Annotated in this window: 9 protein-coding genes; 5 read left to right on the forward strand and 4 right to left on the reverse strand. The window is 53.3% G+C overall.

Translation table 11 applies throughout. From position 1 onward, the window contains the following. Position 1: 1 nt before the first annotated feature. A complete protein-coding gene (locus MN202_RS09680) occupies positions 2–949 on the reverse strand; it encodes a PfkB family carbohydrate kinase (RefSeq protein ID WP_335735913.1) in 948 nt (315 codons plus the stop codon). 107 nt (positions 950–1,056) lie between these two features. Between MN202_RS09680 and MN202_RS09685 the strand changes: the two genes are divergently transcribed. Further along, the gene (locus MN202_RS09685; protein WP_335735914.1) at positions 1,057–2,079 is read left to right on the forward strand and encodes a LacI family DNA-binding transcriptional regulator; all 1,023 of its coding nucleotides are present in this window, start codon (positions 1,057–1,059) and stop codon (positions 2,077–2,079) included. Here MN202_RS09685 and gtfA read toward each other — a convergent pair. Further along, positions 2,076–3,572, reverse strand: coding sequence for a sucrose phosphorylase (gtfA, locus tag MN202_RS09690; RefSeq protein WP_335735915.1), 1,497 nt, complete (start codon positions 3,570–3,572; stop codon positions 2,076–2,078). The two genes, MN202_RS09685 and gtfA, sit on opposite strands and share 4 nt — an antisense overlap. Positions 3,573–3,761: 189 nt before the next feature. On the opposite strand from gtfA, the gene MN202_RS09695 reads away from it, so the two are divergent. Next, on the forward strand, positions 3,762–5,015 hold the full coding sequence (locus tag MN202_RS09695) for an MFS transporter (protein WP_335735916.1): 1,254 nt from the start codon (positions 3,762–3,764) through the stop codon (positions 5,013–5,015). Positions 5,016–5,102: 87 nt separating this feature from the next. Continuing rightward, a complete protein-coding gene (locus MN202_RS09700) occupies positions 5,103–7,520 on the forward strand; it encodes a TonB-dependent receptor domain-containing protein (RefSeq protein ID WP_335735917.1) in 2,418 nt (805 codons plus the stop codon). Positions 7,521–7,583: 63 nt separating this feature from the next. Here the strand turns inward: MN202_RS09700 and MN202_RS09705 are convergent, their stop codons facing one another. Continuing rightward, positions 7,584–8,495 (reverse strand): LysR family transcriptional regulator, encoded by a 912-nt coding sequence (locus MN202_RS09705; RefSeq protein WP_335735919.1) that lies wholly within the window; start codon positions 8,493–8,495, stop codon positions 7,584–7,586. 92 nt (positions 8,496–8,587) lie between these two features. On the opposite strand from MN202_RS09705, the gene MN202_RS09710 reads away from it, so the two are divergent. Further along, positions 8,588–10,039, forward strand: a complete 1,452-nt coding sequence (locus tag MN202_RS09710; RefSeq protein ID WP_335735920.1) for an NAD-dependent succinate-semialdehyde dehydrogenase — start codon at positions 8,588–8,590, stop codon at positions 10,037–10,039. 28 nt (positions 10,040–10,067) lie between these two features. Beyond that, positions 10,068–11,342, forward strand: a complete 1,275-nt coding sequence (gene gabT, locus MN202_RS09715; RefSeq protein WP_335735921.1) for a 4-aminobutyrate--2-oxoglutarate transaminase — start codon at positions 10,068–10,070, stop codon at positions 11,340–11,342. Here the strand turns inward: gabT and MN202_RS09720 are convergent. Next, entirely contained in the window at positions 11,339–12,916 is a 1,578-nt protein-coding gene (locus MN202_RS09720; protein WP_335735922.1) for a tetratricopeptide repeat-containing sulfotransferase family protein, read from the reverse strand. The genes gabT and MN202_RS09720 overlap by 4 nt on opposite strands. Between the last annotated feature and the right edge of the window lie 76 nt (positions 12,917–12,992).

Below are 12,992 nucleotides of genomic sequence, written 5' to 3' on the forward strand. Positions count from 1 at the left end.
GTTATTGCGCCGCGGCTGGCAGCTGCAATAAGGCGTCGTCCAGCTCATTGCTATGTGGCGGGTTACAGCCGGCTTGGGCGATATTTAAACTGGCGGCTAACATGGCGCGCTGCAGGCATTGTGTCAGTTGTGCCGTGCTGATATCTGCTGCCGTGGGCAGACCGGGTTTTAACAAAGCCGCCAGTAAATTGGCCCAAAAGGTATCACCGGCGCCGACAGTGTCAACAAAGGGCGTGGCGGCAATAACCGGCAGGCTGATGTGGTGCTGCTGCCAGTACAGGCTGGCGCCTTTTTCGCCCTCGGTCAGTGCCAGCAAGGCGTCTGGCGCACAATCGCGCAGCGCGCCAAGCGCCTGAGTAAGGTTAAGCTCGGGAAACAACAGCTGTAAGTCTTCGTCGCTGGCTTTAATAAACTGGCTTTGGGCAATCACCTGTAACAGCAGGGCGCGATAGGCCACGACATCGGTTACTGCGTTAATGCGCACGTTAATATCTACCGCCAGTTTAACTTGTCTGGCCTGACACGCCGCTATCACCGCCGTTATGCGCTCGCCATCTTCTGGCTCTAACGCCAGTGAACCTAAATGCAGTAGTTTGCAGGCAGAGGGTAAGGCGGCAATCTGTTGCGCCGCGCTGATATCTCTGTCGGCAATACCCTGACGATACAAGCTGTACTGCGGTTGGCGCTGCGCATTAATGCTGACCATGGCAACAGACGTGGGCGCGCTGCTGAAAAACGCCGGACCATAGGCGCCACCGTTATCGGCCAGATAGCGGGCAAACTGTTGGCCGAAATGATCTTGTGATAGTGGCGATACATAGCACACTGCAACAGCTTGCCGCGCCGCTGCAATAGCAACATTAAACGGCGAGCCGCCAAGGCAGGCGCGATACAAGCCGTCTGCGCCGGGTAGCATATCCACCACATTCTCTCCAATAACTGCAAGCATGCTGGCTTCCTTTAATGTTACATTGTTAAATACAGCGAAAAGCAGTCGCCATTGATGGCAAAATCATATAACTTAATTGATTAAGAAGATAGTAAAAAACCACTGGCATGATGAGTAAATTAACCCTAAAAAGCGTAGCAAAAAACCTGGGTGTCTCCACGGCAACCATCTCTAACGCCTTTAACCGGCCGGATCAGTTGTCGGTGGCGCTGCGGCAGAAAATACTGCAGGCCTGCCATGAGCTGGGCTATTTTGGCCCGAACAAAGCGGCACAGTCGCTGCGCAAGGGGAGCTCGGGCATAGTGGCGGTCATTTTATCTGACTCGCTGGAATATATGGTAAGCGACCCGGTAGCCAGCCAGTTTTTGCAGGGCGTAAGCCGTGAGCTGGAGCGGCATCAGTTGCATTTGCTGCTGTTTTCCGGACAGGCCACTAACTTGGAAGCCATCAGTGATTTTGTCGACGGTTTTATTTGCTACGGCGCGCCGCGCAATACCGGTTTAATAGAGCAACTGCGCAAATCCAATAAACGCGTGTTGACGGTAGATTTTGACTTAGCCGGCCGCCCTTCGGTCAACATCGACAACGAACAAGCAGCGTTTGACAGCGCCATGGCGGTATTGCGGCCAAAGGATACCGTGGCCGTGTTGGGCTTGCGTTTAATAGATGCAGCCAACAGCCAGCCAGTGGGCGATAAGCCGATGTGGGACAATCAAAGTTCGATAGCGCACCGCCGCTTAGATGGTTACCAAAGGGCGATGCAGCAATGTGGCTTAACCCTCTCTGCAGACTATGTGTGGCATATACCCGAGAGTAACCAAAACTACGCCAGAGAGGCGGCCCAGGCGGTGCTGGCTATGAGCCCCAGGCCTACAGTACTGTTGTGCATGAGCGATCTGATAGGCTTAAGTGCGATGCGTGAAGCCCTGCAACTGGGCTTACGTATTCCGGAGGATATCCGTGTTGTCGGCTTTGACGGCATTGAAGAAACGCTGCGCTACCACCCGACACTAACGTCGGTGTGGCAATTCAGTGATGCTAAAGGTGAGGCTGCCGTCAGAGCCTTTTTAAGCGCTGACGACAGTTCACAACTATTACCTTACCAGCTGCGCCTGGGCGAAAGCAGTTAAAGCACACTCTGGTACAAAGCTTCCAGGCTCAGGCTTTGTGCGGCTGCATCGGGCGCTTGCCAGTGCAGTGTGGCCGCCAAGCTGGCTAACTGAATATGCAAACTGGCGCGGTGGCCCTGATACTGCCATTGCAGTTGATAATCGTGCTCTGTCAGCTGCTGGCTAAAATCACCGTTAAAAGCCTGCAGGCTACGTCGTAAGGTAATAAGCTTGCATAACGCTTGTACCACCGGTTTTTGCAATGCGGCAGCGACTTTTTCTGCGTTTAAATAAGGCCGCCCGATATCACGGCCGACGTGGCTTTGTTGTAACAGCTCAACATCGTTGGGCATTGCCAGTAAGCCGGCATAATAAATCTGGCTGATGCCCGGGCAAAACAGCTGAATGGCGCGCGCCAGTAAATACTGTTGGTCGTTCTGGCCCAGCGCATCATAAAAACTGCAATTCACCTGATACAAATCGACATTGTTGGCCGCATTACCGGTGGCCAGTTTTGAACTGCCTTTGCTGTTGGCGTGAATGGTTTCTACGAGGCTGTCCAGCTCTGGATCGGTAAGTAAGCCCGGCTGGCCCTGATAATCGGCGGCATCAACAATACCAATGCCATCATGGGTATCCAGTACGGTGATGCAGTTGCGTGGCGCGATATCCAGCCAGTGTTTCAATGCAGCGGCATTGCGGCTGAACAAGGTATGCAGCACCAGTGGCGGCAGGGCAAAGTCGTATACCATGTCGCAGCGTTTAGCGATGTCAATCTGGGTTTGATGATAGCCGTGAATTTCAACCAGGCACAGCATGCCGCGTGCTTTGGCTTGCTCAGATAAGGCGGCAATAAATTCAAAGGTTTCCGGCAGCATAAAGCAGCGGGTGCCGGCTTTTTTAATGGCGTAGCCGGCGGCGTCCAGGCGGATATATTTCACGCCGTTTTCAGTAAAGCGGTCCAAGATGGCCTGCAGGTAGGCTTTACCGGCGGCAGAGCTAACATCAATATCAATCTGGTTGGCGGTAAAGGTGGTCCAAAACGGGATTTTACGGCCATCTTTCAGGGCGATATCGGTAAAAAACGGTGTCGGCCGTGGCCGGTATACGGCGGCAAGTTGCTCTGCCGCGGCATCTTTGGCAAAGACTTTATCGCGGGTTAAAAACAGCGGCCAGTAGGGTGAGGCTTCGCCTTTTTCCAGCACATCAACAAACTGCGGCGACTGCGCCGACATATGGTTAACGATCATGTCAGCCATCAGCGGATAATCCGCCGCCAGCGCGCGGATATCGGCCCAATTACCCAGCCGGCTGTCTACGGCGGTGTGGTCGGTGGGGTCAAAGCCGGCGTCTTCACCGTCTATCGGCGGATAAAACGGTAGCAAGTGCACACCATCAAATAAGCCGGCCAGCGGGCCCTGCAGCATAGTGTGTAAGTCTTTGATAGTACCGCCGCTAAGCCGGTCAATATAGGTGATTAGCTGGATCTGGTTGGCATTCTGTTGAGGCGTCATGAAAATAATCCTGAAAAAATATTTGCTTCTTAAACGATTAAGATATAGCTTTAAGCCAACGGACGACTTTGTCAACCCCCGGCCAATAATAAAACCGGTCTGAATGATAAAGCGTAGCGTTCAGATAAGTTTGTTAAGCATGGTGCGCTTACACCCGGCATTAACAAACAACATAAACGGGGAAACACTATGCTTACTACTGATGCGAAGCGTCAGGCTGTCGGGGCAGCCGGAAACTTGGTAACAGGCAGAGATTTGCAGCGCCAGGTGCGCTGGATGACCTACCTGATGTTTTTTGTCTTTGCCATGACCACTGATGCGGTGGGCGTGATCATCCCTGAAGCCATGGCGGAATATCAGCTAACCATGTTTCAGGCCAGCGCCTTTCATTATGTACCTATGCTGGCGATTGGTTTGGCCGGGCTATTCTTAGGCCGGCTGGCCGATAAACTGGGCCGTAAAAAGCTGATTATCGTTGGTTTAAGCCTGTATGCGGTATCCTGCTATGCCTTTATGGCTGGCAACAGTGCGTTGTTTTTTATCTTGTTAATGGGCCTGTGTGGCCTGGCTATCGGTATTTTTAAAACCGCTGCGCTGGCGTTAATTGGTGATATCAGCCCTGATAGCCAAAGCCATACCCGCACCATGAACACGGTAGAGGGGTTCTTTGCTATCGGCGCCATTGTGGGCCCGGCGTTGGTGGCGCTAATGATTGCCGCTGCTATCCACTGGACATCGCTGTATTTGCTGGCCGGCTTATTCTGCACCTTGTTAGTGGTGATGTCGGCGCGTTTGCCTTATCCGCCGTATCAGGCCGCAGCTGAGCAGGTATCGCTGCGCCGCTCGCTGGCGCTGTTAAAAGATCGCTATGCGCTGGGGTTTTCGCTTGCCATAGCGCTATATGTCAGCTGTGAAGTGGCAATATTTGTCTGGCTACCGACCTTGCTGGCCGACTACGACGGCCGCTGGAGTTTGTTAGCAGCTCAGGCGATAACCGTATTTTTTCTGCTGCGCGCGCTGGGACGCTTTTTGGCGACGGCTATTTTAAGCCGTTTTTGCTGGAGCAGCGTGATGGCAGTATTTACGCTGTGCATCTTTGCCTGCTTTGCCGCCAGTATGCTGGGTGGTAAAGAGGTTGCGGTATGGTTGATGCCGTTGTCCGGGCTGTTTATGTCGATGATTTACCCCACGCTGAATTCCAAAGGCATCAGCTGCTTTGCCAGACAACAGCATGGCGCTGTGGCCGGCTTGTTGCTGGCGTTTACCGCACTGGCGGCGGCGGTGGCACCGGCGTTAATGGCTGTGCTGGGTGACTGGGCTAACGATGTCACCGCCGGTTTTTATCTGGCGACGTTGTTTTCCGCCTTGCTGGCACTGGCAATGTTATATAACTGGCTGAAACAGCCAGCCAAAGCTAAGCTGGAGCAGATGTCTTCCGGCTAGGCTTTTTATTGTAACAGCACTTAAACGATTAAGTTATAAGCAGACTATCCAAAGAATAGATCGCGACTTCAACACGGGAGATAGACAATGAAACAGTATAATTTAACACCAGCTTTACTCGCTATAGCTGTCACACTGGCGCTAAGCAGTGGCGCAGCGCTGGCGCAAGAAACTAATACTGACCAGTCGGCAGCACAATCAGACAGCGAAGGTTTAGGCTTTGAACGCATAGTGGTGACCGGTGCGATATCGCGCAAGCAAACGGTTATGCAATCCAGCGTGTCGGTTAGCAGCCTGACACTGGATGATATTACCGTGGCCACGCCGCGCAGTACCGCTGAGATTTTCCGCATGCTGCCGGGCGTGCGCAGTGAAGCTACCGGAGGCGAAGGTAACGCCAATATTGCCGTACGTGGCTTGCCGGTAGCGTCTGGCGGCGCTAAGTTTTTGACCCTGCAGGAAGATGGTTTGCCGGTGCTGCAGTTTGGCGATATTGCCTTTGGTAATGCTGATATTTTTCTGCGTGCCGATGCCAGTTTGGCCCGATTGGACGTGATCCGTGGCGGCTCGGCTAGCACCACCGCCAGTAATTCGCCGGGCGGTATTATTAACTTTGTCAGTAAAACCGGCGAAGAAAACGGCGGTAGTATCGCCTTTACCACCGGGCTGGATTACGACAGTTTCCGCACCGATTTTGATTACGGCGGTGAGATCAACAGCGATATGCGCTTTCATCTGGGCGGTTTTGTACGTCAGGGCGAAGGTGTGCGTGACCCGGGTTATCAGGGCGAGCAAGGCTTTCAGCTAAAGGGCAACCTGACTAAAGAGTTTAATACCGGCTATGTGCGGCTGTACTTTAAACATTTAAATGACAAAGCCACCAGCTATATGCCGATGCCGATGTTTGCCGATGGCAGCTCAGTACCGGGCTATGACGCCGGCTCAGACACGCTGCAATCGGTATATTTAACCCAAACCGTGCGCTTAAATGGCGATAACCAGATTTCGCGCGGTGATGTGCGCGATGGCATGAACCCGAAAGTCAACAGCGTTGGCGTGGAAGCGGTGTTTGATTTAACCGAAGGCTGGACGCTGGAAAACCGTTTTCGTGTCAGTGATGTCAGTGGCAACTTTAATACCCTGTTTCCGGCAGAAGTGGGTAATGCACAGGGTATTGCCGACAGTATCGCCGGCGCCGGTGCTAACTTAACTTATGCGGTAGGGCCCAATGCCGGTTCTGCCTACACCGCAGAAAACGCCATGCGTATTCACACCTTTGACGTTGAAATCGATGACTTTGGCTCTATGGTTAACGACTTAAAGCTGTCACGCCGGTTCGGCGAGGTTGATGTAAATGTAGGTTATTACATCGCCGATCAAAGTATCAGCATGTCATGGTTATGGAATTCGTATTTAATGGCGTTAAAAGGTAACAATGCTGAGCTGTTAAATGTCACTGCCGCTGATGGTACGGCGTTTTCCGAACAGGGCCTGACGGCTTATGGTGTGCCGTTTTGGGGTAATTGTTGTCAGCGCAACTATGATACCGACTACAGTACTAAAGCGCCTTATGCCGGCGTAAGCTGGGCCTATGGCGATTTATCGCTGGATGCCAGTATCCGCCGCGATATCGGCAGCGCCTCGGGCAGCTATGCCGGTGCAGTACAAAGTAGTCGCGATATGAACAGCGATGGTGTCATTAGTCAGGTGGAGCAAAGTGTATCCGGTATCGACTTAGCCAATGCCAGCATTGTGAATTACAGCTGGGGCTACAATTCTTACTCGGCCGGTGCTAACTATCAGTTTAATAAAGACTGGGCCATGTTTGGCCGTATCAGTAAAGGTGGCCGCGCCAATGCTGACCGGTTATTGTTTGGCAAAGTGAATGCTGATGGCAGCGTAGCCAAAGAAGACGCTGTAGATGAAGTGACCCAGTACGAGCTGGGCAGTAAAAGCCGGCACGGCAATTTAAACCTGTTTGCTACCTTGTTTTTTGCCGAAACCGAAGAGCAAAATTTTGAAGCCACCAGTCAGCGTTTCTTTGACCGCACGTACAAGGCGCATGGTATTGAGCTGGAAAGCAGCTACCGTCTTGGTGATTTTGATATGCGTGGCTCGGTTACCTGGACCGATGCTGAAATCAGCAAAGATGCACTCAGCCCGGACGTAGTGGGTAATACCCCAAGGCGGCAGGCAGATTTTGTTTATAATCTGCTGGCGCGCTACTTCTTTGAGCAGGCTCAGCTGGGCGTAAGCCTGGTAGGTTCTACTGCCGCTTATGCGCAGGATAACAATGACCTGAAGTTCAGTGGTTATACCCAGGTCAATGCCTTTGCCAGTTACACTCTGGCAGAAAACCTGACCGTGTCGCTGAATATTAATAATGTGTTTGACGAAATTGGCCTGACAGAAGCTGAAGAAGGCTCAGTACCGGCTAACGGCATTATCCGTGCCCGCACTATTAATGGTCGTAATGCGTCTTTGGGCTTAGCCTATCGCTTCTGATCCGCCAGCCTGATACTTAAAACGGCGGGCCTTGGCCCGCCGTTTTTTATGCTACAAAGATGGTCAGGTTAATAAAGTTTGCAGAATATTCAGCACCAGCTGCACTTTGGCGCTGTCTCGCGGCGTCTGTTTGCTGACGATAGACTGATTAAACGGGTACTGGTAGTCGCCGGGCTTGATATAACGCAGCTGCTGGCTGTCGATATAGGGCCGGGCAATCTCTTCGGGTAAAAAGCCGATATAACCGCCGGACAACAGCAGCGCCAGCCGGGTATCAAACTGATAGGCGCGGGCACCGGCCTGTAGCTTCTGCAGTTGTTTACGCCCTTCCGGGTTAATATCCACACCGGGGTGAATGGCCGGGTAGTGTGCCAGTACCTCGTCACTGATCGCAGCGTCAGATACACCAAACAACGGATGGCTGGCGGCACAGCATAAAAAAATCGGCGTGCTGAACACATGCTGATATTGCAAACCATCAATCTGGCGGTAGCCCGGCATCAGCGCCAAATGCGCCTGATCTTTGAGTAACGCCAGTTCAATTTGCTGCAGTGGTAACACATCAAGCGCCAATTGCAGCTGCGGCGCCTGTTGTTGCAGCGCGGCACAAAGTTTACTCAGTAAGTTCAGCCGCGATTGATCCAGCTGATCAGCGGTTAAAATCACCAGCTCGCCGCTGCATTCATCCGTTAAACCGGCCACCAGCTGGCTAAATTGCTGATGCGCCTGCTCCAGTTGCTGGATAGCGTTATACACCGCCTGTCCTTCCTGCGTTAGTGAAAACCCCTGCCGGCCGCGCTGGCACAAGCTGAGCTTTAAGCGCTGCTCCAGGTTGCTGATATAAATACTGATGGTTGAACGGCCAATATTCAGCTCGGTTTCGGCGGCGGTAAAGCCCCCACAGTCCACCACAGTTTGGAAAACACGCAGCAGTTTAATGTCGTGCTGACTTAAGTTTTTCGGCAATTTGGCCATAGGTTGATAATTTTCAAACTAAGTGTTGAATGTTTGGTATTTAACCTTGTCTGCTACCATGATGCAATAGTCACACTTAACAGGAGTTCGTTATGCAACAGATCACATGCAGTGCCTTAATTAAACATGGCTCTTATATTAACGGCAGCTGGCAGCAACACGATAACCGCTTTGATGTGGTAAACCCGTCTAATCAACAGCTGCTGGCAAAAATTGCCAGTGCTGACGCCGCTGACGCTGAGCAAGCGGTACTGGCGGCAGATCAGGCCTTTGCCGGCTGGTCTGCCAAACCGGCAGCAGAGCGCTCCGCTTTGCTGCAAGCCTGGTATCAGCTGATTATGCAGCATCAGGATGATTTAGCCCGTTTGTTAACCTTGGAGCAAGGCAAACCGCTTAGTGAGGCTAAAGGCGAAATTGGCTATGGTGCAGCCTACATACAGTGGTTTGCCGAAGAGGCCAAGCGGCTGTATGGCGATACCATACCGGCGCCCTCCAACGATAAACGCATTATTGTGCAGCGCCAGCCGGTTGGTGTAGTGGCGGCGATAACACCATGGAACTTCCCTAATGCAATGATAGCGCGTAAAGCAGCAGCGGCTTTGGCCGCCGGCTGTACCTTTGTGGTCAAACCGGCGCAGCAAACACCATTGTCGGCACTGGCACTGGCCGAATTAGCTCACCAAGCCGGCATACCACCAGGTGTGTTTAATGTGGTGGCAGGCACTGACGCTAAAGGCATTGGCGAGGTATTAACCCGGCATGCCGCGGTGGCAAAATTCAGCTTTACCGGCTCTACTGCCGTGGGTAAGCAACTGTTAAAGCAATGTGCTGACGGCGTAAAACGGGTGTCGATGGAGCTGGGCGGTAACGCGCCCTTTATCGTGTTTGACGATGCCGATTTAGACGCTGCAGTACAGGGCCTGATGGCCGCCAAGTTTCGCAATGCCGGTCAAACCTGCGTTTGTGCCAACCGCATTTTAGTGCAGCGCAGCGTGTATCAGGCCTTTGCCGATAAACTGGCCATAGCCATGACACAGTTGAACGTGGCGGATGGCTTAACCGATGGCAGCCAAATTGGGCCTTTAATCGACGACAAAGCCGTGGCAAAGGTAACGCAACTGCAACAGAGCGCGCTGGACGGCGGCGCAAAATTGTTGCTGGGCGGCAGCCGCCACAGCACAGGCAGACAGTTTTTTCAGCCGACCTTAATCAGCGACGTAAACGCCGATATGGCGATTAGCAAAGAAGAAATCTTCGGCCCGGTAGCGGCGTTAATGGCGTTTGATACCGAGCAACAGGCGATTGCGCTGGCCAACAATACTGAATATGGCCTGGCAGCATACTTTTACAGCCGCGATATCGGCCGGGTGTTTCGCGTGGCGCAGGCGTTGCAGTTTGGCATGGTCGGTATTAACGAAGGCATTATTTCCAATGCAGCGGCGCCCTTTGGCGGCGTGAAGCAATCCGGTTATGGCCGTGAAGGCTCTAAATACGGCCTGGATGACTACACCGATATTAAATACCTGTGTTTAGGTGGGCTTTAACAAAGCAATTTTATAAAAAGGCAGTTTTATGACCAATCAGCAGCTACAACAGCGTAAGCAGGCCGTTATTGCGCGCGGCCAGGGCAATTTGTATCCGGTATATGTGCAGCGGGCGAAAAATGCCGAGCTGTGGGATGTCGAAGGTAACCGTTATATCGATTTTGGCACCGGCATCGCTGTGTGCAATACCGGCCATGCGCATCCCAAAGTGGTTGCTGCGGCGCAGGCCCAGCTGGCGCGCTTTAGCCATAGCTGCCTGATGATTAACCCCTATGCCGAAGCGGTCGAGCTGGCAGAAAAACTGACCCGGCTGGCACCGGGCAGCAGCGCAAAAAAAGCTATCTTTGTCAGCACCGGCGCTGAAGCGGTAGAAAACTGCATTAAAATTGCCCGCGCCCACACCCGCCGCCGCGGTGTGATTGCCTTTAGCGGCGGTTTTCATGGCCGCACCAATATGACAATGGCGTTAACCGGCAAGGTAGCGCCGTACAAAACGCTGTTTGGCCCTTTCCCGGCCGATATTTATCATTTGCCGTTTCCGATGGCGCTGCATGGCGTCAGTACTGAGCAAAGCCTGGCAGCACTGCATAAGCTGTTTAAGGTTGATATTGCCCCCGACGATGTAGCCGCCATTATTATTGAACCGGTGCAGGGCGAAGGCGGTTTTTATCAGGCACCGGCTGAGCTGCTTAAGGCGCTGCGTCAGCTGTGTGATCAGCATGGCATAGTGCTGATTGCTGATGAAATTCAAACCGGCTTTGGCCGCACCGGTAAGATGTTTGCCATGGCACACAGTGGTGTTGAACCCGACCTTATCACCATGGCCAAGGGCATCGCCGCTGGTTTGCCACTGGCGGCGGTGGTGGGTAAAAGCGAGATTATGGATGCCCCACTGCCGGGTGGTTTAGGCGGCACCTATGGCGGCTCACCGGTAGCCTGCGCCGCTGCACTGGCGGTACTGGAGGTGATTGAACAAGACAACCTGTGTCAGCAGGCCAATATTATAGGTGAAGCCTTTGTCGCGCGGTTAACGGCGCTGCAGCAGCAGTTTCCTCAGCGTATTGCTGAAGTGCGTCAGCTCGGCGCGATGATCGCGGTGGAATTTATGCAGCAGGCTGAGCCCGATGTCGCCCTAACCCAGCAGATCATCGCCAATGCCAGCAAACACGGCCTGATTTTATTGTCCTGCGGTTTTTACGGCAATGTGCTGCGGTTTTTGCCACCGCTGACCATTGAAGCCGATGTGCTGCAGCAGGGGCTGGATAAGCTGGATGTGCTGCTGCGCTCGGTACTGGCAGCTTAAACCGGTGAGACAGCGTCAGGGAAGGCGCTGATTAACTCGGCCAGCTCGTGCTGATAACAGCGCCAGCGCGCCACTGAGCTGTTATACAAGGGTTGGCGCACCTGGCTGGCACTGCCGGTGGTACTGGCCTGGCGGTTCTGCTGATGAAACTGCAGGCAGCGCTCGCTCCAGCTCAGGCCGCAGTGTGCAAACAGTGCTTTGCTCTGCTGCTCGGGCTGACGGATTAACTCCTCATACTGCACGGTATGAATAACGCCCGGCAGCACCTGTTGCCAGTGTGCCATCAGTGCCTGATAGGCCTGATAATACTGCGCCAGCTCGTCTAACTGATAGGAAAACGGATAGGCATCGGCAAACAAATGTTTGTAGATAGCGTAGCAATGATCAATCGGATTACGCTGCACATGAATGATTTTTGCCTGCGGCAGGGCCAGATGGATCAGGCCGACATACAAAAAATTCAGCGGCAGCTTATCGACAAAGTGCGGCTTGTTACCGGTAAGTGGCCGGGTGCTGTCGATGTAAGCGCGGCCTAAAGCAGCATAATCCAATTGGCCAGCCTGCTGCACCAGCGCGGTTTTATCCAGCTTGCGCCCGGCTTGCTGCTGCGCCAGACGGCTAAGCTGGCTGGCAAAATTATTCAGCTCACCGGCCAGTTGTATCTTGGCATCGCAACCCAGCATGCGCTCCACCAGCGTTGAACCGGCGCGTGGCATACTGACAATAAATACCGCTTCGCTATTGTGATAACCTTCTGATCTGGGCTGGCGGAAAAAGTCAGCGCTAAACTGCTGCTGAATAAGCTGCATCACCGCCAGATCATCCTGCAGCTGATAATTAATATGCTGCCGGCGCAGCGTGGCGCCTGTTGCTAACTGAGCAAAAGACTGCGGATACTGCTGTAAATCTTCCAGCTCTTTGGCCAGCGCATAATGCAATTGCACCCGCTGTTTCGGGCTTAAATCGTCGCGTTGTAGCAGGGCCGTTAAGCCGGCGCAATGATGATTGTCCGGTTGCTGTTTGCGCAAATTACTGCGTAAATGCCAGGCGTCGGCATCGTGGGGCTGCAGGGCAATGGCCTGATCCAGCATCTGCTCGGCTTTTGCCAGCTGGCCAGAAAAACGCAGCATAGTGGCATAGTTGTAATACAGGGTGCCATTTTGCGGTTGTAATGTCAGTGCTTGCTGATACAGGGTTGCGGCCTGCTCAAACTGCTGCAGCTGGCTGCATTGCAGCGCCAGTTCGCTGAGAAAATCGGCATCTGGCAGCAGGCTCTGGCACAGCTGCTGTGCCAGAGTCAGCGCTAAAGCGGTGTGGCCGCAGCGCTGCAGACAATGCAAACGGCGCAACAGCAAGGCCGGCGCCTTAGCATTAAGGCTCAGGGCAATATCGGCTGCCTGCAATGCTTTAGCAAACTGGCCGCTGTATTCGGCAAATAAACTGGCCGCCAGCCAGCTGTCCGGCAATTGGCGGTGATGCTGCGTCAGTTGCTGTACTGCGGTAGCAGCCGCCGGCAGGTTTTTCTGCGCGGCGGCCTGATAAAAGCCTTGTAGCAGGGTGTTGGCGTCAGTCATAAGGTCCGGATGCTGGCAATAACAAAGCCCACTGTAGCCGCAGTTGCGCTTTGCGACAACTGTGGCTTTAGCGGTG

The sequence above is a fragment of the Rheinheimera muenzenbergensis genome, assembly GCF_036984005.1.
GTDB classification, from domain to species: domain Bacteria; phylum Pseudomonadota; class Gammaproteobacteria; order Enterobacterales; family Alteromonadaceae; genus Alishewanella; species Alishewanella muenzenbergensis.